Origin of the sequence: Ornithinibacillus massiliensis, from assembly GCF_018310345.1 — a bacterium.
Classification (GTDB): Bacteria; Bacillota; Bacilli; order Bacillales; family Amphibacillaceae; genus Ornithinibacillus; species Ornithinibacillus massiliensis.
The window spans coordinates 161,032-182,418 of record NZ_JAGXBY010000002.1; the positions used below are offsets into that span (position 1 = coordinate 161,032).

Consider the following 21,387-nt stretch of genomic DNA (forward strand, 5'->3'; position numbering starts at 1 on the left):
TGGAGGGTCTTATTTCTTTATTTTTCGAAATAATGAATTACTTGATGGGAAATATGAAGATAAAGAGGTGAAATCATGAATTCGTTTAAGAATATTATAGAATATATTATGAAAACGCGAAGCAAATTTCTACGTATTGTTGTACCGATTATCGCATTAAGCCTTTATTTTTTTCTATTATCCTTTAATAATGTATATACGGAAACGTATGATATTGAGCCTCTCACAACGGCAAGAGAAACTATTCGTTCACCAATTACAATAGAAAATCAACAAGAGACGAAGAGGAAGACAAGAGAAGTTTATCAATCCGTACAGGATCGATTTGATATTTCAACAGAAATAGCCCAGGAACAGATTGGATACATAGCAGAAATATTTAATGCTGTAGAAAAATTAGAAGCGGAGTCCATGAAAGAGGATGATAGCGACGCACCAGTTCCTTTAAACAATCGTGAAAAAGTAGAACGATTAAAACAATTAATATCCAACAGTATAACGGAAAAAGTGGATGACAGTGTATTTCTTAGGTTAATTGATGTATCACCTGAGGAAAGAGAACAAGGGGAAGAACTGTTCATTACCTACGTTCAAGAGGTATACGAAACTGGTGTACGAACAGCGAATATGAATAGTGCCATCGAAAGTATTAAAGAAAATATTCGCTATTCTACATTAGATGATAATTTAATTGAGGCATTACAAGAATTGACCGAATTTGTTATTGTTGAGAACTCTTTCTACGATGCTGATAAGACAGAAGAGGCAAGAAAACAGGCAGCTAGTACGGTTGAACCAGTTATGATTAATGCTGGTGAAGTAATTGTTAGAGAAGGAGAGACCATTACAAACGAAGTATATGAAAAACTTCAATTAGTTGGACTTTTAAATGAAGACCGTAATGTATTTCCAGTTATCGGATTAGCTATTCTCATTTTATTGATTGGATCGATCATTTTTTATGAGATGAATCGAATCGATAATTATAAGAGATTGGATAAAGGAGCTATTGCTTCTATCTTATTAATCAGCTTTTTCGTTGTTTCTTTAATGAAGACGATTAGTCTATTTACGACACATGCTAATGAGCTCTTCTTTATTGTGCCTGTAGCAACTGGGGTTCTCTTAGTTAAGCAGCTAATCAATGAACGATTAGCTATCGTGTTAACGGCATTATATGCTATTCTTGGTGGTATCATATTTAATGGGCAAATACCAGGTACGCTTAATATAGAAGCGGTTGTCTATTTCTTTTTCTCACAATTTGCTGCGATCGTATGTTTAATGAATGTTAAGGATCGATTATCGATTGTTCGATCTGGTATCGGAATGTCCATTGCGAATATTGTTACGATACTATTATTTGTATTCTTGTCCTTTGAAAAATATTCATTAGCTGATTTATTACTTTTATCTGGATATGGTTTAGCCTCTGCCTTTTTATCAGCTGTCTTAACAATAGGCTTACTACCATTTTTTGAAACAGGTCTTGGTATACTATCTGATATAAAGCTATTACAATTATCTAGTCCTAATCAACCATTACTCAAAAAAATCTTAACAGAAGCTCCTGGAACTTACCATCACTCCATTATGGTTGCTAATTTAAGTGAAACTGCATGTGATGCAATTGGGGCAAATGGGTTATTAGCTAGAGTAGCTGCCTATTATCATGATATTGGGAAAACGGTAAGACCGCATTATTTTATTGAAAATCAATTGTCCATTAAAAATCCACATGACATGATTTCACCTGAGCAGAGTGCTGAAATTATTATACGCCATCCTTATGATGGTGCAGAACTACTCAAGAAGCATCGTATGCCTAAGGAGATTATCGATGTCGCAATGCAACATCATGGTACCACATTGTTAAAGTATTTTTATTTCAAAGAGAAAGAACAGAACCCAACAACAAGAGAAGCAGATTTCCGGTACCCTGGTCCGAAACCGCAAACTAAAGAGGCTGCTGTTATATCTATTTGTGACTCTGTAGAAGCTGCGGTGCGTTCATTACAGGAACCTACTGAAGAAAAAATTGAAGAAATCGTATCAAATATTGTAAATGAGCGATTAATGGATGGACAGTTAGATGAATGTCCGCTAACGATTAAAGAAGTGAAAATCGTCCATCAAACCATTTGTGAAACATTAAAAGGAATTTTTCACTCTAGAATCCAATACCCATCAAAGGAGGCAAAATAATGGATATAGATTTTCAAGATAATACCAATTCGGTGTTAGAAGATGAAGTTAAATTAATTACAGGATTACTTGAAATTGCTGCCAAAAAAGAAGCTGTACCGAATCATGCTGAGGTTTCGGTTACGTTTGTCAATAACAAGGAAATACAAGAGATTAATCGAGATTATCGTAACTTAGATAAGCCAACCGATGTTATCTCATTCGCATTAGAAGAAACAGCGGATGACGAAGTGGAAATCGTTGGAGAAGACTTACCGGTTGTGCTAGGTGATATTATCATTTCAGTTGAAAGAGCAAAAGAACAAGCGGCGGATTACAAACATTCGTATGAAAGAGAATTAGGCTTTTTAGCTGTGCATGGTTTTCTACATCTATTAGGTTATGATCATATGACGAAAGAAGATGAGAAGGTTATGTTTCAAAAACAAGAGGAAATACTAGGTGAGTTTAATCTTGGAAGGTAAAAGGAAATCTATTGGCTTTACATATGCCTTAAATGGGTTAAAGGAAGTGTTCCAATCAGAACATAACTTTCGCTTGCATATGCTATCGATTATTCTAGTGGTCATTGCCGGATATTATTTCGATATTGATACAATAGAGTGGTTGGCTGTTATCATTGTAATTGGTCTAGTTGTTACCACTGAAATGGTAAACACAGCAATTGAAGAAATAATCAACTATGTTAAACCTGAGATCCACCCAGCGGCTAAGAAGATAAAAGATATAGCAGCAGGTGCGGTTCTAATAGCTTCTCTCACGGCTATAATCGTGGGATTTGTCATCTTTATTCCGAAAATATTTTAGGAATACGAAGCAGTAACGAACTTACTTAGGAAAAATCCAGGCCTATTGGATATTCTTCAATAGGTCTGTTTTTTGTCTCGATAGATGTAAGCATTTCTATTTGTAAAGATTCCATCACTATAAGAAAGCTTACTTGAAGTTGTTACTTTACAACGAGTATTTGTAGAAAGGAATAGAGTATAGCACTTAGCTAGCTGAATAATCATAAAGTAAAGAATTCGATAGTTGGTGACTTAACTCACAAATTCGCTAAAAAACGAGCAAATATGATCTTTTCATAATGAGGCTTATCGAAGCATATAATCTTTTTAAAGGTTTTGTCGATAACATGAAACAAGGAAGAATTTGTAGTATAATAGACCAAACATAGAAACGAAAATCGTAAAAATAAACTTCTTGGAGGAATTTCATACATGGAAAACAACTACAAATCAGGATTTATAGCTATTATTGGTAGACCAAATGTTGGGAAATCAACATTTATGAATAAAGTAATTGGTCAAAAGATAGCCATTATGAGTGATAAACCACAAACAACTAGAAATAAAATTCAAGGTGTATTAACCCAATCAGATGCACAATTTATATTTATAGATACCCCGGGAATACATAAGCCAAAGCATCGTCTAGGTGACTTTATGGTTAAAATTGCTGAAAATACATTGAATGAAGTAGATGCAGTACTGTTTATGATTAATGCAGATGAGGGATATGGTAGAGGAGATCAATTTATTATGGATCGCCTTGAACGTGTGAAAAGTCCAGTCTTTCTTGTGGTAAATAAAATCGATTTAGTACATCCTGATAAGCTATTACCACTGATTGAATTATATAAAGAAAAATATGATTTTGAAGAAATTATTCCTATATCTGCATTGCAAGGGAATAATGTTACCCATCTTTTAGAAGTACTTAAAAACCATCTACCAGAGGGGCCACAATTTTACCCAGCTGATCAAGTAACGGATCATCCAGAGAGGTTTATCATTAGTGAATTAATTAGAGAGAAGGTACTTCATTTAACTAGAGAAGAAGTACCACATTCTATCGCTGTTGTAATAGAAAACATTGAAAAACGTGAATCAAATGCCATTTTTATACAAGCAGTAATTGTGACGGAAAGGAAATCACAAAAAGGGATATTAATTGGTAAACAGGGAAGCATGCTGAAGAATATCGGAAAAGAGGCACGCAAGGATATTGAAGCGTTATTAGGTTCTAAAGTTTATCTCGAACTATGGGTAAAAGTACAAAAAGACTGGAGAAATAAGCAAAGCCAATTATTTGAATATGGATTCCGCCAAGATGAATATTAAAGTTGGAAAAAATTATAACTAATTCTTTCTTTTAGAGTGGAGAAGATAAGCATATCCGGAACATGGATTGCCTGTCATGCAACCTATGTATCCAGATTAATTTAAGATGTAAGCAGTATTCTAACTTAGAAAAGATACTTGTAGAAAAGTATAAAGGAAGGTGTGTTTTCTTGTGATCGACTTAGTATGGAAATTATTCAGTCAAACAGGAAATATTGAGACCTATTTATTGATGAAAGAGTTAGAAAGTGAACCTCAAGAGCTAAATTTAGAAAATGGCTCAGAAAATAATCTGGAGAACTTACCGGTTGATTCAAATATGTAGCATGCAGTGATATAAAGGGGATTATGTATGCTAGAGAAAATAGATGGTATCATAATAAAAACAAAAGACTATGGTGAAACACATAAAATTGTTACGATATTTAGTAAGAAAATAGGTAAATTTTCTGCAATTGCAAGAGGTGCAAAGAAACCAAAAAGCAGGATGGCTGCTGTTACGCAGCCATTCATTTATGGTCAATTTTTTGTTTATCTTAATAAAGGTTTAAGCAATATACAACAGGGAGAAATTATTGATTCCTACCGATCTATTCGAGAGGACATTGTAAAGACGGCCTATGCTGCCTATTTAATGGAATTGACAGATAAGTTACTCGATGAACATGTACCTAATCTAGAGATATATACACAACTAACGAAGACCTTGGAATGGATAAGTAATCATCATGACGTAGATATACCACTCATGATGTATGAAATGAAGTTATATCGGGCTGGAGGTTTTGCGCCTACGGTGGACTGTTGTGCACACTGTGGTGAGAAAAATCCTCCCTTTACCTTTTCTATGATAGAAGGTGGCTTACTTTGTTCGAAATGTCGTCATCTCGATCCGGAGTCTGTTCCATTATCGAATTCAGTCGTAAAGCTATTATATATTTTCTCCAGTGTTGGATTAGAAAGAGTAGGTAATGTATCGGTTAAAGAAGAAAACAAGTTATTGTTACGAGGATTGTTAGATAATTATTATGACCGCTATGGTGGGTATTATTTAAAAACTAGAAAATTTCTAAATCAGCTTGATAAGCTGCAATAATGACCTTTATATTGACAAATACCACACTAATAAAGTAATATGATACATATTTGATAGATTGTGATGAAAGAGAAGAGTACTTTCTGTTTACCATTAGTAGCGAATCCAGGGTGGTGAGAGCTGGATATTGGGGCAGTTAGGAATGGCGCTCTGGAGCATGACCCGAGTAAAGTGGCTTTATGAATCAATAAAGCAAATAGGGTGGAACCGCGGATTTAAACCCGTCCCTATGTCTATAAGTTATTTATAGGCATAGGGACGGGTTTTTTGATTTAGAGTAAGTGGTTCCCAGACTTAATACCGGTTGTTTATCCTTACCTATAAGAGATTCGTGTTTTACTGAGTAAAGCGGTAGGAACGCTTAGGTCACTTCTCTTTTGCAAAGTTCATTACTAGATTATCCTAAAAAAACCTAAACGGAGGTAGTATTCATGAATATTCAAAACATGATCTTAACATTACAAAAGTTTTGGTCAGAACAGAACTGTATTTTAATGCAGGCTTATGATGTTGAAAAAGGTGCTGGGACAATGTCCCCGATGACATTACTACGTAGTCTTGGTCCAGAGCCATGGAGAGTTGCTTATGTAGAGCCGTCCCGTAGACCAGATGACGGACGATATGGTGAAAACCCAAACCGTCTGTATCAGCATCATCAATTCCAGGTTGTGATCAAGCCTTCTCCAGATAATATCCAGGAACTATATTTAGATTCTTTAAAGGCCTTAGGGATCAATCCACTAGAACATGATATTCGATTTGTAGAAGATAATTGGGAAAATCCAACTCTTGGGGCAGCTGGTCTTGGTTGGGAAGTGTGGCTTGATGGGATGGAAATTACGCAATTTACATATTTCCAACAAATTGGCGGGTTAGAAGCGAATCCGGTAACCGTTGAATTAACGTATGGAATTGAGCGACTAGCATCGTATATCCAAGATAAAGAGAATGTATTTGATTTAGAATGGACAGAGGGCTTTACTTATAAAGATATCTTCAAACAACCAGAATATGAGCATTCAACTTATACATTTGAAGAATCTAATGTTGATATGCTATTTACATTATTTACAATGTATGAAGAAGAGGCAAAAAAAACAATGGAAAAAGGGCTTATTTTCCCTGCTTATGATTACGTACTGAAATGTTCCCATACTTTTAACCTGTTAGATGCAAGAGGTGTAATCTCAGTAACAGAACGAACTGGATACATTTCGAGAATTCGAAATTTAGCACGTAACATTTCAAAAGCTTATGTTGCGGAACGAGAACGTCTAGGGTTCCCAATGCTGAAGAAGGAGGAAAAATAATGGCAAAGAATGTGTTGTTTGAAATAGGTCTAGAAGAACTTCCAGCACGATTTATTGATGATGCCGAGAAGCAATTGGAAGATAAAACAAGAAGCTGGTTAGAGGAAGAACGGATTACCTATACAGGAATCGAAACCTATTCAACCCCTAGAAGGCTAGCTATTCTAATACAAGATATGGATGAAAATCAAGCTACGATTGAGGAAGAAGCAAAGGGACCTGCTATTAAAATTGCCAAAGATGAAGATGGTAATTGGACGAAGGCTGCTATTGGTTTTACAAAAGGTCAAGGTAAATCAGTAGATGATATTTATACAAAGGATATAAAGGGTACTACTTATATATTTGTTAAGAAATTAATTGAAGGGAAACCAACAAAGGATATTTTACCAGAGTTTAAGCGTATCATTGAATCTATCCAATTTGGTAAAAACATGCGTTGGGGCGAGCAATCGATGAGATATGCTAGACCCATACGGTGGTTAGTGGCGCTTTATGATAAGGAGATTATTCCGTTTACTATTGCACAAGTACAAACCAATAATGAAACATTTGGACATCGTTTCTTAGGTGATAAAATTACGCTTCATCACCCTTTAGACTATAAGGAAAAAATGAAAGATAGCTTTGTCATTGTCGATGCAGATGAGAGAGAGAAGATAATTCTAGATGGGATTAAACAAATAGAGAATCAGCATGACTTTCTAGTGCCTATCGAACAAGATCTATTAGAGGAAGTAAAGAACTTAGTAGAATACCCAACAGTATTTGTTGGATCATTCGAAAAGGATTTCCTTCAATTACCTGAACAAGTGTTAGTGACGTCCATGAAGGAACACCAACGCTATTTCCCTGTAAAATCTAATTCTGGGGAATTGTTACCTTATTTTGTAGGAGTCCGTAATGGAGATAGTCATGCTATTGAAACAGTAATTAAAGGAAATGAAAAAGTATTGAGAGCCAGATTGTCTGACGCCCAGTTTTTCTATGAAGAGGATCAGAAGCAGACGATTGATTTTTATCAGGAAAAATTAAAGAATGTTGTTTTCCAAGAAAAGCTAGGAACCATTTATGATAAAGTTAATCGCGTAATCAGTATTTCTAAAAAAATAGCAGAGACTATTACAATTGATGAGAATGAAAAGAAACAGATTATGCGGGCTGCTGAAATCTCTAAATTTGATTTGATGACTAATATGGTAAGTGAATTTACCGAGCTTCAAGGTATTATGGGTGAAAAATATGCTCGGATATATGGAGAAGATGAAGCTGTTGCAGTTGCTATTAAAGAACATTATATGCCGACAAGTGCAGGTGGAGAATTACCAAAGACTTTGGTTGGTTCGGTTGTAAGTGTTGCGGAGAAATTAGACACGATAGTAGGATGCCTTGGTGTCGGCCTTAAGCCATCAGGCTCCCAAGATCCATACGGATTGCGTCGTCAAGCAATTGGAATCTTACGTATAGCGAATGAACGAGGCTGGGAAATTAATGTTGCCGAACTATTTAACATTGCCGTTGAGCTATATGAATCCTTGAATCTAGAACATTTTAATATAGAATTGGTACAACAAGAATTACATGATTTTGTACAACAAAGAGTTGCCTTCGTGTTAAAAGAAAGAGGCATTGAACAAGACATCATTCAGGCTATAACTGGTGAGGAAATTGGTGTTATGTCAGCTATCATTCAGAAGGCTAGCATTTTATCATCAAAACGTAATGAAGAAAGCTTTAAACCGATACAAGAAGCTTTGGTTCGGGTATTGAACTTAGCTTCGAAAACGGATGAAATGGAAGTAAATGCTGCTTATTTTGAAACAGATTCCGAAAGATCATTATATGAAGCGTATGAGAAGATAAAACAGAGCTATCAATCATGGCTAGAGAAAGATAATTATCAGGAAGCATTCGTTCAACTAGAGAAGCTAGCAGAACCTATCCATCAATTCTTTGATAACAATATGGTTATGGCAGAGGATGAGCGATTAAAAACAAATCGTTTGGCATTATTAAATCGTATCGCCATATTACTAAATAGCTTTGCAAACTTAAATGCGATCGAGTGGAAACAGCATTTTTAAAAAGTAGACATACTAATTTCTCTTTCCAGTGTAAGTGGGCTATAATATTATTAAATAGTATGTCTTATTCGGCGGGTAGTGAAGTATTACGAAATAGGCTACCTGCATAAGGAAAACTAATTGCATTCACTAAGAAAAAATGCAGGTTTTTCTAAAACCGTTGGGTGGTGTGAAATAGTGGAATTATCCAATCGACAAGAAAAAATAATAGAAATTGTTAAAAATAATGGTCCAATTACTGGTGAGCATATTGCAGAACAATTAAACTTGACTAGAGCGACATTACGGCCTGATCTTGCAATATTAACAATGGCGGGATTTTTAGATGCAAGACCTCGTGTTGGTTATTTTTACACTGGAAAAACTGGATCGGAATTATTAACAGAGAAGATTAAAAAGTTTAAGGTCCATGAATATCATTCGATACCGATTGTGGTGCAAGAAAGTGCTTCGGTATATGATGCCATCTCGACCATGTTCCTAGAGGATGTTGGCACATTGTTTATCGTGGATGAACATTCATGTTTAATTGGCGTTGTATCGAGAAAAGATTTACTACGTGCGGCAATTGGAAAGCAAGATTTAAGTGCCTTACCGGTCCATATTATTATGACAAGGATGCCGAATATTACCGTGTGCAGAAAAGAAGACTTGTTAATTGATGTAGCGAAGAATCTTATTAATAAACAAATTGATGGGGTTCCTGTAGTAAAGGACACACCAAAAGGTCTAGAGGTAGTTGGACGGGTAACGAAAACGACAATTACAAATGTCTTTGTCGAATTAATCACAGATAATCATATCTAACCCTAGGGGGATGATGCGAATGAATAGCAAAAAGCATGTTTTTATCCTATCTGATTCTGTGGGTGAGACGGCAGAATTAGTGATAAAAGCGGGATTAAGTCAATTTACACATCATTATGATATTCAACGAGTACCGTATGTTGAAGATATTAGAACAATTGACGAAGTTTTATTTCGGGCAAAGGATACGGAAAGTATCATAGGGTTTACACTAGTAGATCCAATGTTGCGTGATTATTTGAATCAAAAAGCAAGTGAATTAAATATAGAGGCGATTGATATTATGGGGCCAATGCTTCAAGCGATGGAACGTTTCTTTGACAAAAAGCCTCGTCAAGAACCAGGACTAGTTCATAAGTTAGATGAAGACTATTTCAAAAAGGTGGAAGCAATTGAGTTTGCGGTAAAATATGATGATGGACGTGATCCAAGAGGAATTTCTAGAGCGGATATCATTTTAATTGGTGTCTCAAGAACGTCTAAAACACCATTGTCTCAATTTCTTGCACATAAGCGATTAAAGGTTGCTAACATACCAATCGTACCAGAAGTGGAACCTCCTGAGGAATTATTTATGGTAGATCCAAAGAAATGTATCGGATTGCGCATTGAACCTATTAAGCTAAATGATATTCGAAAAGAAAGATTGAAGGCATTAGGTTTGGGAGATCAGGCAACATATGCCAACATTCAAAGAATTCACCAAGAATTGGATTATTTTAATAAAATTGTGGAAAGAATTGGATGTAGAGTTGTTGATGTATCTAATAAAGCAGTTGAAGAAACAGCAAACCATATTTTACGTTTAATAAAAGAATAATTAGTTTGTTAGGAGCATTGCTTTGGGGCATGCTCCTTTACTACGGTTTTAAAAAAGTAAAAAAACTTGCATATTTTAATTTAATTAATAGTAATTTTAAAGGAAATGTATTATAATAAATTTTTGTGTAAAAATACTTGATATTGTATAGAATAGTACAAAGAAACTTTAGGAGATATTCTGAAAAATAAAACATTCATTTTTAAGAAGGAATCTGCATTTTTTTGTAGAATAGTATTATTAGACTTAACAAAAACAGTCTAGACTATGAATTTTAGGATTATACGGAAAAACAAACCTAATGCAAATCAAGATGACTTCTATATCCTTCTAAGCGTTTTTCATAATAGAAGGAATTTTTTTCGACTTTCTCAAAAAACTTGTCGAAATATGAAGGATTTTATTAGGAGGATATCGAATAAATAGTATATGAAATCCTGAAATCTGGTGGTTTATATGGCGAACCAAATATCTGATGAATTAATTGAACAAATTCGTAATGCTAATGACATCGTGGATGTGGTTGGTGAATATGTCCAATTAAAGAAACAAGGTAGGAATTATTTTGGACTTTGTCCTTTTCATGGTGAAAAATCACCATCCTTCTCTGTTACACAAGAAAAGCAAATCTTTCATTGCTTTGGTTGTGGAAAGGGAGGGAATGTAGTGACCTTCTTAATGGAGATGGAAAGTTTTAACTTTTTTGAAGCAATTAAGCATCTTGCGGATCGTTCTGGTATTGAGCTTCCTGAACATGCCATTAAACAAGAATCTTCGTTATCCAAAGAAAGTCAACAAGTACTTTCTGCACATGAATGGTTAACGAAACTGTATCACCATCTAATACGATATACGAAGGATGGGAAAGTAGGTTTGGATTATCTTCAGGAGAGGGGTATTACTAATGAAGCGATAGATACGTTTCAACTTGGGTATGCACCTAATACGAAGGATTTTACAGCTACATTCTTGCAGAAGAAAGGCTTTCATCAGCAAATGCTAGTAAAATATGGGGTTCTTACCAGGGGACAAGATGATTCCGTTACAGATCGATTTAGGGGAAGGGTTATATTCCCGATCCGGAATCATTTAGGTAGAACGGTTGCATTTGGTGCAAGGGCGATGGAAGGACAGGAACCAAAGTACTTAAATAGCCCTGAATCCGATATGTTTCAAAAAGGTAAAATGTTATACAACTTTGATTTAGCAAAGAAATATATCCGAAAACAAAATGAGGTTGTTGTGTTTGAAGGATATATGGATGTTATAACGGCATTTCAGTCTGGTGTCCAAAATGTGGTAGCTACTATGGGGACGGCGATTACCGAAGTACAAGCGAAGCTTCTTAGGAGATACGCGGAAACGGTCGTGATTTGTTATGACGGTGATAATGCTGGGGTGGAAGCTACTTATAAAGCGGCGAAATTACTTCAAGAGATTGGCTGTCAAGTGAAAATTGCGAGCTTAAAGGATAATCTTGATCCAGATAGTTATATAAATAGGTTTGGTGGAGAGGCTTTTAAGCGAGAGGTTATTGGAGCAAGCAAAACCTTTATGAGTTTTTACATGCAGTATTTAAAGAAAGACTTTAACTTAAGTCTTGAAGGTGACCGCCTGCAGTATCTAGAAGAGGTACTCAAAGAAATAGCTAATCTAGATAGTTCTGTTGAAAGAGAATTTTACGTAAAAGAACTAAGTACAGAATATAATATTTCAATGGAATCCTTATTAGGAGAAATAGAACAACACCGACAAAAACTCGGTACCAGTAAGGATAAGAGGGAAAAAGACAGATATACTAATAGGGTAGAAAAGTCAAGAGGTAAATTATTACCAGCTTTCCATAATGCTGAAAGACAGCTCTTGGCTTACATGCTTCAGAATCGGTCCATCGCTGATAAAGTTCAGGAGGATATTGGCGTTTCCTTCAATATTGATGATCATAAAATCATCGCTACACACTTATATGCGTTTTATGAAGAGGATAATCTGGAAGATGTTAGCATATTCATTGAACGTATAGTAGATGAGAAATTAAGGAAATTGGTTATTGAACTTGCGTTAATTCCTACCCAGACGGACATCAGTGATAGAGAAATTAATGATTATATACAGATTATTCGTAATGAAAGTAGTGCAGGAGTAAGCATTAAACAGCTAAAAGCCGAACAACGATTAGCTGAACAACAGAATGACCCAATAAAAGCAGCGCAAATTGCACTAAAGATAATAGAATTACAAAGACAAGTTAAGCATTTAAATTGATTTAAGTAGTATGGAAGGAGGGGGACTCATGGCTGACAATAATACTTCACAAACAAAAGAAAATGAGCCTGAGTTAACTTTAGAACAAGCGAAAGAACAGCTTGTAGAGATTGGTAAGAAACGTGGTGTTCTTGCCTACGAGGAAATTGCGGATCGCCTAAATAGCTTTGTAATTGAGCCAGATCAAATGGATGAATTCTATGAAAATCTTGCTGATCAAGGTATTGATGTAATTGGTGAGTCTGATGATGACCCGAAAATGAAAGAAATCGAAAAAGAAGAAGAATTTGACATCAATGATTTAAGCGTACCACTAGGAATTAAAATTAATGATCCGGTACGAATGTACTTAAAAGAAATCGGTCGTGTTGATTTATTATCTGCTACAGAAGAAATAGAATTAGCTACTCGTATTGAACAAGGTGATGAGGAAGCTAAGAAACGACTAGCAGAAGCTAACTTACGTTTAGTAGTAAGTATTGCTAAGCGATATGTAGGTAGAGGAATGCTATTCCTTGACCTAATCCAAGAAGGCAATATGGGTCTTATTAAAGCTGTTGAAAAATTTGATTATCGTAAAGGATTTAAATTTAGTACGTATGCAACTTGGTGGATTCGACAAGCCATTACTCGTGCTATTGCTGACCAAGCAAGAACGATTCGTATACCTGTACACATGGTTGAAACGATTAATAAACTTATCCGTGTTCAAAGACAGTTATTACAGGATCTTGGTCGTGAACCAACACCAGAAGAAATTGGTGAAGAAATGGATCTAACGCCTGATAAAGTTCGTGAAATCCTAAAAATCGCACAGGAACCTGTTTCATTAGAAACACCGATTGGTGAAGAGGACGATTCTCACTTAGGTGACTTTATTGAAGACCAGGAAGCAATCTCACCTTCTGATCATGCTGCTTATGAATTATTAAAAGAGCAACTAGAAGATGTATTAGATACATTAACCGACAGAGAAGAAAATGTTCTTCGATTACGATTTGGTCTAGATGATGGTCGTACTCGTACGTTAGAAGAGGTCGGTAAAGTATTTGGTGTAACTCGTGAAAGAATTCGTCAGATTGAAGCAAAAGCACTTCGTAAGCTAAGACACCCTAGTCGTAGTAAACGTTTAAAAGACTTTTTAGATTAATTGGGTTGGTCATTGGTCGTATAAGAGCAATGACTTTCCTTCTTTCTTTTTTTGTATGTCGTTAAATCTGCATTGGGGTGATTAATTTGGCAGATGATCGTACTAGTACCATTGTAAAAGAAATCCTGTATTGGAAGGAGCATAAATTACTTCCTGAATCACAGTGCGATTTCTTGTTAGCATTATATACACAAGGGAACGATAATTCGTTATCGGATATAAAGAGAGAGAAGTATAAACCTTTCCTTTATATTCAGCTAATACTTTTAGTGTTAATGGTACCGTTTTCATTTCTTGTAGTTTATTTTACTCAATTTAGTTTCATTTTGCAACTGAGTATTTTAGTTCTTTTTATGGGATATTCTATTTGGGTGTTTCGTTATTTTTACAGGAATAAGATAAACTATGTACATATTTCAGTTATTGTTCCACTAGTTATATTATTAATGACTACAGATTTAATAACGAATAAACTTCAAATAAACCCATATGTTACCATTAGTATATTTCTATTAATTTTTGTAACTTGGTATTGGTTAGGAAAAAAACTTCACTATCGTTATTTAATGTTGTCAAGTGTTTTAGCTATTATTTTGTTATTGTTCGTAAATTTTTCACATCTTTTTTCTTTCAACTAAAGCATTTTTCATATAGAATAGATATAGCTATGTGGAATAATATTTTATTCTGGGGATACATAAGGAGGAAATACTAATGAAACGAAACCCATTAATCCCCTTTGCAATGATTGCCATTGTCGGGGTACTAGCAGTAATTGTTATTTCTTTTGTGGGTAATCATCAAAGGACACAGATTGCTGAAGGGGACGAAGGACAAGCTGATAAAGTAATCATGGAAGATCCGGAAGAAATTTACGAAACAAGTTGCTTGCATTGTCATGGGGCAGACCTTTCTGGTGGTATGGGACCTGCTTTAGATGCAGTTGGTTCTGAATTATCTTTAGATGAAATTAAAGATATCGTTACCAATGGTACAGAAGGCGGAATGCCAGCTCAACTAGGGCAGCTTGCTGAAGAAGAAATTGCAATTATTTCTGAATGGTTAAGTGAGAAGAAATGAATAGTGTCGGGGAAAGCTTTCTGATATAATACAGAAAGCTTTTCTTTTATTATGTATTTGAAAGAGGAGGCTAGTTATGGCAGAGGAAATAAAGTTATCTAATAGACTGCGAAAGGTCGCTTCTTATTTACCAAAAGGGGCACATTTTGCCGATATTGGATCTGATCATGCGTACTTGCCTTGTTATGTATGCAGTAATGATTCGACCGCAAGAGCAATTGCTGGAGAAGTAAATGAAGGACCACTATCTAGTGCAATCGATACGATTAAGACCTACCAGTTACAGGATGTAATTGAAGCAAGATTAGGTAATGGTTTGGCTGTTCTACAACAAGGAGAAGTTAATCAGGTAGTTATTGCTGGTATGGGTGGAGCATTAATCCGTTCGATCCTAGAAAATGGGAAGGACAAGCTCGAAAATGTCAATTTAATTATTGCCCAGCCAAATGTCAATGAAAAAAATGTACGTAGTTGGTACATGGAGAATGGATTCATTATTGAGGATGAAGCTATACTAGAAGAAAATGGACATATCTATGAAATTATTGTTGGGCAACGGTCGAATAATAAGGAAACACTATCCGATCAGCAATTGCTTTTTGGCCCAATTTTATTAAACCGACGAGATGCATTGTTCTTTAAAAAATGGAAGTCTGAACGAGATAAATTAATAAACGTTATTAGTCAGATGAAGCAAGCTAAAGTACAAGATACCATGAAAATAGGGAAATTTGAGGAGCAATTAAGTTGGATTGAGGAGGTGCTACGTCATGACCCAGACAACTAACGCACATATCTTTAGCCTTATGGAGAAATGGGCTCCCAAAGCTTTCGCGTACGATTGGGATAATATAGGCTTACAAATAGGTTCGTACAATAAACCAGTAAGAAAAATCATGGTTACATTAGATGTACTGGAATCTGTAGTGGAAGAGGCAATCGAAAATGAGGTAGATTTAATCATTGCACATCACCCATTATTATTCAAACCTTTAAAAGAAATAAATGTCGACAGTTGGCGTGGTCGAATAATAAAAAAATTAATTCAGCATGATATAACCGTATATGCAGCACATACGAACCTTGATGTTGCAAAAGGTGGCGTAAATGATTTATTAGCTGATTTAATTGGTCTTGAAGATAAGGTAGTATTAGTAGAAACTAATGAAGATTCATTATGTAAAGTTGTTGTCTATATACCAGAAACGCATGTAGAAGTTGTGACAGATGCATTAGCTAAAGCAGGAGCTGGTCACATTGGTCATTATAGTCATTGTACATTCCAGACCAAAGGAACAGGCACATTTATGCCTTTAGGAGAAGCGAATCCTTTTATTGGGAAAAAGAATCAATTGGAGATGGTTCCAGAGGTAAAAGTGGAAACAATCGTCCAACAAAGCATTCTTTCCAATGTATTAAAAGGAATGATTGCTGCTCATCCTTATGAAGAAGTGGCATATGATGTCATTCCATTAAAAAATGAAGGCGAGAAAATTGGGTTAGGCCGGGTTGGCAATCTGAAGGAAGTAACGACATTAGATGAATTCGTGACTAAAGTAAAGAATGTCCTAGAGGTAAACTACGTAAGAGTATCAGGGGATAGTAACCGTAAAGTTAAGAGGGTGGCTGTATTAGGTGGAAGTGGTGAAAAATATTTTCACTCTGCTATACAGAAGAAAGCAGACGTTTACATTACTGGGGATATGACATTCCATGTAGCACAAGAAGCGATTGAAATGGGAATTTCCGTTATTGATGCTGGGCATTATATAGAAAAAGTCATGAAGTCTGCTACGAAACAATATTTAGAACAACAAATCAAAGAAGATGCAACCTTAAATAAATCACTTGAAATAATTGTTTCGGAGACGAACACAGACCCTTTTCAATATCGATAGTAATTTAGTTTGGTAAGGCACTTAAAGGAGTAATCGTATGAATAAAACATTTAAATCAATATCGTTCAACCCAATTATGCTAGATGTAATTGAAAGTTTGGAATTTAAGCAGCCAACAGAAATCCAGCTGAAAGTTATTCCTGCTATATTAAAAGGGCAAAGTGTCATTGGACAATCCCATACTGGTTCAGGAAAAACACACTCTTTTTTACTCCCAATCTTTAACCAATTAGACGCGAATAAAAAAGAAATACAAAGCGTAATTACAGCACCAACACGCGAGCTTGCGACACAGCTATATGATGAAGTGAAAAAAATTATCAAATTGGCTGGTAAAGAAGAGGAATGGAAAACGAAGCTGTTAGTTGGAGGAACAGATAAACAAAAAATGATTGATAAGTTGAAAGAGCCTCCACATATTATTGTAGGTACCCCTGGTCGTATTTTAGACTTAGTGAAAGAAGAAGCGATTTCGATTTATTCTGCTACTTCCTTTGTCATTGATGAAGCGGATTTAATGCTTGATTTAGGTTTTATTGAGACATTAGATCAATTATTAATTCGTTGTAAGCAAGATATACAATTAATGGTATTCTCTGCAACCATTCCACAACGACTAGAACACTTCTTTAAAAAGTATTTAGAAAATCCACTACATGTTAAGATTGCTAATGAATTATCTCCTGAAACAATGGAGCATCGTTTAGTTGCTGTTAAGCATCGTGCAGAAGATGAAATCATTTATCAACTATCCGAGGCAATCAATCCTTATCTAGCCATTATTTTTACTAACGGTAAAGAGAATGCAGATAAACTACATGAAAAACTGTTAGAAAAAGGTCTTAATGTAGGGATTATTCATGGTGGGCTTACACCTCGAGAAAGAAAGCGAATTTTAAAAGAGATTCAAAGTCTTAAATATCAATATTTAGTTGCTACTGATTTAGCATCAAGAGGAATTGATATTAAAGGAGTAAGTCATGTCATAAATGCACAACTTCCGAAAGAGGAAGAGTTCTATATTCACCGTGTAGGTAGAACAGCACGGGCTGGAATGGAAGGAACTGCTATAAGCTTATATCGAGAAGAAGATCTCAAGCTAATCGAAAAGCTTGAACAAAAAGGATTAGAATTTGTCTTTTATGATGTAAGAAATGGTGAGTGGAAAGATGCAAAAGCATGGAATGAACGAAATCTGCGTCTGAAGACAACAACAGAGGTTGAAAAAGAAGCATGGAAGCAGGTTCGTAAGCCTAAGAAGGTAAAACCGGGCTATAAGAAAAAGATGAAAAGACAACAGGAATCCATTAAGAAAAATATGATTAAAAGTAAAAATAGAAAGAAATAATGGGGGAGTAAAGTCGTTATGTTAAAAATTGGTTCGCATGTCTCAATGAGCGGCAAAAAAATGTTGCTAGCTTCAAGTGAAGAAGCGGTCTCTTATGGCGCAAATGCGTTAATGATCTATACTGGTGCACCACAGAATACGAGGAGAAAGCCAATCGAAGAATTAAATATTGAAGCAGGTCTTAAGCATATGACGGAAAACGGTATTCAGGATATTGTTGTCCATGCTCCGTATATTATTAATATTGGAAATACAACGAAACCAGAAACCTTTGAATTAGGAGTTAACTTCTTAAGAAGTGAAATCGATCGTACGGAAGCTATCGGTGCAAAACAGATTGTACTTCATCCAGGTGCCCATGTAGGTGCTGGACCAGACGAAGGAATCCAAAAGATAATTGAGGGTTTGAATGAAGTATTAGAGAAAGATGATAAAGTTCAGATTGCCTTAGAAACAATGGCCGGAAAAGGTTCAGAAATAGGTAGAACATTTGAAGAAATTGCCCAGATTATAGAGGGTGTTACCCATAACGATAAGTTATCCGTATGTTTTGACACCTGTCATGTTCATGATGCTGGTTACGATATTGTGAATGATTTTGATGGTGTTCTAGAACAGTTTGATAAAATTATTGGTGTGGATAGAATAAAGGTCGTCCATGTAAATGACTCTAAAAATGAGCGAGGAGCACATAAGGATCGTCATGAAAACATAGGCTTTGGACATATTGGGTTTGATGCACTTCATTATATTATCCATCACCCACAATTAGCGGCACTACCAAAAATATTAGAAACACCTTATGTAGGTTTAGATAAGAAGAGTAAAAAAGCTCCTTATAAATTTGAAATAGAAATGATTCGAAACGGGTCATTTAACCCGGAATTACAAGAAATAATTATGAATCAATAAATTAACGTGACCAATACGATGATTATCAAATTTATAATGATGTTTAGTGTGCGGTTTAATGAGATTATTAAGCTCTATAGAGGTTGGGTTACGGTTCGAGAATCGTTGTCTCAGCCTCTAGTTCTTTACTTAAACTTGTTTTATCAACGCGTAAATAGATAAGCTACCTATAAGGTAAATTGCTTACCTAGGTAGCTTTTTTTAATTAAATAAATGCTCCAGTCCGTGTGATTTTATTAATTCATGAAAAAGTTTATTTGCTTTTAATGCGGTTTGGCGGTCTATAATTTCACTTAGATCGTGGAGCATCTTTTCTCGCTCTCTTTTGTCAAATGGGTCAATTTTTTTAGTATGAACATATGTGGCAATTTCCTCGGCCTGCTGTCTCGTAATCGTAAACCCGTATTCCCCTGAATATTGTATAATATCTTCAGCTGTAATTTGTCTCATTTTATTCAGAATAATTTGTTTTATAAACACTGACATAATATACACCTCTCTTTGTTTACCACTATATGCTTACCAGCTGCTTTTATCAACTTGTTCTCACCGTTTTATGGAAAATGGTTATTTCACCTGGTGGTAAAAAGTAGCATTATAAGTTTCGTTTTTCATCATAAACTATAATTGCACCTCATCATTTTATAGAAGGAGGTCAATCATGGACGATAAAATTCGTACCAATAATGTGGAGAACGCTCCGAAGCATGGTGAAGACGATATTTCTTCACGTCACGTCGATGGACTTTATTACAGTAGCCGTGATGAGGAAACAGCTGCTGAATTAACAGCAGATGACTACAGAAATGTAGCCCTTGACGAGGAAAAGAGTGAAGCGAATACTTCAATCGGTTGGATAGCCTTAGTGTTATCTATTGCCTCATTCTTCTGGGCACCAATTCTTTTAGGTGGTGCTGGGATTGTTGTAGGGTTTATGGCAAGGAATCGCCATGCAAATACCCTTGGTAATATTGCAATCGTAGCCGGCGCAATCTCCATTATCATTACCCTGTTTATATTACCTTTCGTATAGACGAAGAGGCTAGGTTCACTACCTGGCCTCTTTTATATTATGGCTAATTATTTCCATAACCGTTATATTTTGGAAAGAAATAATAGCGATTAACCTGCAGATGATCAGGGTCTACTGTTGGATTCAATGTAGAAAAATCTCTTCGAATTTGCTCTATATTTATATTGTGTATCGTTGGGTTAAGTCGTTCGGTAACGGTTAGCACCGTGTCACCTCGTTCTGTTTTTATCTTGATTGGTTCAAAAGCAGTGTTTAATGTTAGGGAAGAATCCTGACTTTCTTTTTGTTTTGATAAGTCAGTTCCGGTGTTTAAATCTTTATAGATACTAATCAAAAATAGTATAATACATATAGTAAGAATAAATTTTTTCATGAGTTACTCCTTATTATGAAACCATTTATTATTCACAAACGTATATAAAGTAAGATTAATTTGGAGAGGGAGAAGAATATGGAAATATTTTCTCAAGAGTGGATTGCTATTATCATCACTGGCTTAGCAACATTATTTTTAATTGGTGAAATATTAGTAAATATGCGTGGTATATTTGCTTTATTAGGTATAGGATTTATAACGGTTTATTTTTCAGTATATTTGGAAACAGACTCCCTTATTCTTATGCTTGTCATTTATTTTATTGGAATCGCACTTATAATTATAGATGGTAAAGTATTAAATGATGGAACCTTAGCGACTATTGGTACAGCTGCTATGATTGCAGCTGTCGCGTTACCGGCACCAAATTTTGCCGCTGGAGCATATGCAGTACTAGGGGTAATACTAGGGGCAGCAGGGTCACTGTTCTTCTTAAAAGTATTTAAGCGTAGAGATATGTGGAATAAGATTACCTTAAAAGATAAATTGACTAGTGAGGCTGGATATAATTCTATCAATGCTGAATATAAAACGTTATTACATCAAGAAGCGGTTACATTAAATGATTTACGTCCGGTTGGTACGATACGACTTGGAAATAAAGATTATAGTGCTATATCGAATGGTCAATGGATACCAAAAGGAACGGAGGTAGTCGTAACTGAGGTAGATGGAACAAAAATATTAGTAGAACGTAAAAAAAATTCTTAGGATCCTCCTAAGAATTTTTTTTTGCCTTTTACACACAATACCTTTATTGAATGAAGTTTGTTCTTTCTTGTCGGAATTTGAATGTAAATTTTGTGTAAAGTTTTTAATAATTGCTTTACAAAACGGATTCTTTTTTCAATAATGATAAAGGTGTGCCAATAAGGGATAC

21 protein-coding genes and 1 other annotated feature are annotated in these 21,387 nt (G+C 35.3%); of the genes, 19 read left to right on the plus strand and 2 right to left on the minus strand.

Annotation, left to right across the window (positions count from 1 at the left end; translation table 11 throughout):
- The first annotated feature begins 75 nt into the window (after positions 1-75).
- The 17 genes from KGF86_RS04900 (at position 76) to KGF86_RS04980 (ending at position 19,098) form a co-directional block, all read left to right on the plus strand.
- A complete protein-coding gene (locus KGF86_RS04900; RefSeq protein WP_186869946.1) occupies positions 76-2,205 on the plus strand; it encodes an HD family phosphohydrolase in 2,130 nt (709 codons plus the stop codon).
- Positions 2,205-2,669, plus strand: coding sequence for an rRNA maturation RNase YbeY (gene ybeY, locus KGF86_RS04905; protein ID WP_211741279.1), 465 nt, complete (start codon positions 2,205-2,207; stop codon positions 2,667-2,669). The genes KGF86_RS04900 and ybeY overlap by 1 nt, the downstream gene beginning before the upstream one ends.
- Entirely contained in the window at positions 2,647-3,012 is a 366-nt protein-coding gene (locus tag KGF86_RS04910; protein WP_343221424.1) for a diacylglycerol kinase family protein, read from the plus strand. The genes ybeY and KGF86_RS04910 overlap by 23 nt, the downstream gene beginning before the upstream one ends.
- A gap of 413 nt (positions 3,013-3,425) precedes the next feature.
- The gene (gene era, locus KGF86_RS04915; RefSeq protein ID WP_211741280.1) at positions 3,426-4,328 is read left to right on the plus strand and encodes a GTPase Era; all 903 of its coding nucleotides are present in this window, start codon (positions 3,426-3,428) and stop codon (positions 4,326-4,328) included.
- Between the two features lie 172 nt (positions 4,329-4,500).
- Positions 4,501-4,653 carry a YqzL family protein gene (locus KGF86_RS04920; RefSeq protein WP_186869943.1) on the plus strand — a complete coding sequence of 51 codons (153 nt, stop codon included), beginning with the start codon at positions 4,501-4,503 and terminating at the stop codon, positions 4,651-4,653.
- 27 nt (positions 4,654-4,680) lie between these two features.
- A complete protein-coding gene (gene recO, locus KGF86_RS04925) occupies positions 4,681-5,424 on the plus strand; it encodes a DNA repair protein RecO (protein WP_211741281.1) in 744 nt (247 codons plus the stop codon).
- Between the two features lie 54 nt (positions 5,425-5,478).
- Positions 5,479-5,656, plus strand: a binding site (T-box leader).
- A 199-nt stretch (positions 5,657-5,855) separates the two neighbouring features.
- The gene (gene glyQ / locus KGF86_RS04930; protein ID WP_186869941.1) at positions 5,856-6,734 is read left to right on the plus strand and encodes a glycine--tRNA ligase subunit alpha; all 879 of its coding nucleotides are present in this window, start codon (positions 5,856-5,858) and stop codon (positions 6,732-6,734) included.
- On the plus strand, positions 6,734-8,818 hold the full coding sequence (glyS, locus tag KGF86_RS04935) for a glycine--tRNA ligase subunit beta (protein ID WP_211741282.1): 2,085 nt from the start codon (positions 6,734-6,736) through the stop codon (positions 8,816-8,818). Before glyQ ends, glyS begins: the two co-directional genes overlap by 1 nt.
- A 177-nt stretch (positions 8,819-8,995) precedes the next feature.
- On the plus strand, positions 8,996-9,625 hold the full coding sequence (ccpN, locus tag KGF86_RS04940) for a transcriptional regulator CcpN (RefSeq protein WP_186869939.1): 630 nt from the start codon (positions 8,996-8,998) through the stop codon (positions 9,623-9,625).
- Between the two features lie 19 nt (positions 9,626-9,644).
- Positions 9,645-10,445 (plus strand): pyruvate, water dikinase regulatory protein, encoded by an 801-nt coding sequence (locus KGF86_RS04945; protein ID WP_186869938.1) that lies wholly within the window; start codon positions 9,645-9,647, stop codon positions 10,443-10,445.
- Between the two features lie 456 nt (positions 10,446-10,901).
- A complete protein-coding gene (gene dnaG, locus KGF86_RS04950) occupies positions 10,902-12,710 on the plus strand; it encodes a DNA primase (RefSeq protein WP_211741283.1) in 1,809 nt (602 codons plus the stop codon).
- A 28-nt stretch (positions 12,711-12,738) separates the two neighbouring features.
- The gene (rpoD, locus tag KGF86_RS04955) at positions 12,739-13,860 is read left to right on the plus strand and encodes an RNA polymerase sigma factor RpoD (RefSeq protein ID WP_211741284.1); all 1,122 of its coding nucleotides are present in this window, start codon (positions 12,739-12,741) and stop codon (positions 13,858-13,860) included.
- A 714-nt stretch (positions 13,861-14,574) separates the two neighbouring features.
- Positions 14,575-14,940, plus strand: a complete 366-nt coding sequence (gene cccA / locus KGF86_RS04960) for a cytochrome c550 (protein ID WP_186869934.1) — start codon at positions 14,575-14,577, stop codon at positions 14,938-14,940.
- 76 nt (positions 14,941-15,016) lie between these two features.
- Entirely contained in the window at positions 15,017-15,727 is a 711-nt protein-coding gene (locus KGF86_RS04965; protein WP_211741285.1) for a tRNA (adenine(22)-N(1))-methyltransferase, read from the plus strand.
- Positions 15,711-16,838: a Nif3-like dinuclear metal center hexameric protein gene (locus KGF86_RS04970; protein ID WP_211741286.1), complete on the plus strand. Its 1,128-nt coding sequence runs from the start codon at positions 15,711-15,713 to the stop codon at positions 16,836-16,838. Before KGF86_RS04965 ends, KGF86_RS04970 begins: the two co-directional genes overlap by 17 nt.
- 37 nt (positions 16,839-16,875) lie before the next feature.
- Entirely contained in the window at positions 16,876-18,186 is a 1,311-nt protein-coding gene (locus tag KGF86_RS04975; RefSeq protein ID WP_211741287.1) for a DEAD/DEAH box helicase, read from the plus strand.
- A gap of 18 nt (positions 18,187-18,204) precedes the next feature.
- Complete coding sequence (locus tag KGF86_RS04980) at positions 18,205-19,098, plus strand: deoxyribonuclease IV (protein ID WP_211741288.1); 894 nt, start codon at positions 18,205-18,207, stop codon at positions 19,096-19,098.
- Positions 19,099-19,299: 201 nt separating this feature from the next.
- Here the strand turns inward: KGF86_RS04980 and KGF86_RS04985 are convergent, their stop codons facing one another.
- Positions 19,300-19,584 (minus strand): DUF2624 domain-containing protein, encoded by a 285-nt coding sequence (locus KGF86_RS04985; protein WP_186869929.1) that lies wholly within the window; start codon positions 19,582-19,584, stop codon positions 19,300-19,302.
- A gap of 175 nt (positions 19,585-19,759) precedes the next feature.
- On the opposite strand from KGF86_RS04985, the gene KGF86_RS04990 reads away from it, so the two are divergent.
- Positions 19,760-20,131: a DUF4190 domain-containing protein gene (locus KGF86_RS04990; RefSeq protein WP_186869928.1), complete on the plus strand. Its 372-nt coding sequence runs from the start codon at positions 19,760-19,762 to the stop codon at positions 20,129-20,131.
- 43 nt (positions 20,132-20,174) lie between these two features.
- Here the strand turns inward: KGF86_RS04990 and KGF86_RS04995 are convergent, their stop codons facing one another.
- Entirely contained in the window at positions 20,175-20,504 is a 330-nt protein-coding gene (locus KGF86_RS04995) for a hypothetical protein (protein ID WP_186869927.1), read from the minus strand.
- A gap of 78 nt (positions 20,505-20,582) precedes the next feature.
- Here KGF86_RS04995 and KGF86_RS05000 point away from each other — a divergent pair, with 78 nt between their 5' ends.
- Positions 20,583-21,218, plus strand: a complete 636-nt coding sequence (locus tag KGF86_RS05000; RefSeq protein ID WP_186869926.1) for an NfeD family protein — start codon at positions 20,583-20,585, stop codon at positions 21,216-21,218.
- The last annotated feature ends 169 nt before the right edge of the window (positions 21,219-21,387 follow it).

Coding starts and splice junctions, on each gene's coding strand:
- KGF86_RS04970 (WP_211741286.1), top strand. CDS start 15,711: ATGACCCAGACAACTAACGCACATATCTTTAGCCTTATGGAGAAATGG.
- glyQ (WP_186869941.1), top strand. CDS start 5,856: ATGAATATTCAAAACATGATCTTAACATTACAAAAGTTTTGGTCAGAA.
- cccA (WP_186869934.1), top strand. CDS start 14,575: ATGAAACGAAACCCATTAATCCCCTTTGCAATGATTGCCATTGTCGGG.
- era (WP_211741280.1), top strand. CDS start 3,426: ATGGAAAACAACTACAAATCAGGATTTATAGCTATTATTGGTAGACCA.
- KGF86_RS04965 (WP_211741285.1), top strand. CDS start 15,017: ATGGCAGAGGAAATAAAGTTATCTAATAGACTGCGAAAGGTCGCTTCT.
- dnaG (WP_211741283.1), top strand. CDS start 10,902: ATGGCGAACCAAATATCTGATGAATTAATTGAACAAATTCGTAATGCT.
- rpoD (WP_211741284.1), top strand. CDS start 12,739: ATGGCTGACAATAATACTTCACAAACAAAAGAAAATGAGCCTGAGTTA.
- KGF86_RS04980 (WP_211741288.1), top strand. CDS start 18,205: ATGTTAAAAATTGGTTCGCATGTCTCAATGAGCGGCAAAAAAATGTTG.
- KGF86_RS04900 (WP_186869946.1), top strand. CDS start 76: ATGAATTCGTTTAAGAATATTATAGAATATATTATGAAAACGCGAAGC.
- KGF86_RS04975 (WP_211741287.1), top strand. CDS start 16,876: ATGAATAAAACATTTAAATCAATATCGTTCAACCCAATTATGCTAGAT.
- glyS (WP_211741282.1), top strand. CDS start 6,734: ATGGCAAAGAATGTGTTGTTTGAAATAGGTCTAGAAGAACTTCCAGCA.
- KGF86_RS04985 (WP_186869929.1), bottom strand. CDS start 19,584: ATGTCAGTGTTTATAAAACAAATTATTCTGAATAAAATGAGACAAATT.
- KGF86_RS04990 (WP_186869928.1), top strand. CDS start 19,760: ATGGACGATAAAATTCGTACCAATAATGTGGAGAACGCTCCGAAGCAT.
- KGF86_RS04945 (WP_186869938.1), top strand. CDS start 9,645: ATGAATAGCAAAAAGCATGTTTTTATCCTATCTGATTCTGTGGGTGAG.
- KGF86_RS05000 (WP_186869926.1), top strand. CDS start 20,583: ATGGAAATATTTTCTCAAGAGTGGATTGCTATTATCATCACTGGCTTA.
- recO (WP_211741281.1), top strand. CDS start 4,681: ATGCTAGAGAAAATAGATGGTATCATAATAAAAACAAAAGACTATGGT.
- KGF86_RS04995 (WP_186869927.1), bottom strand. CDS start 20,504: ATGAAAAAATTTATTCTTACTATATGTATTATACTATTTTTGATTAGT.
- ybeY (WP_211741279.1), top strand. CDS start 2,205: ATGGATATAGATTTTCAAGATAATACCAATTCGGTGTTAGAAGATGAA.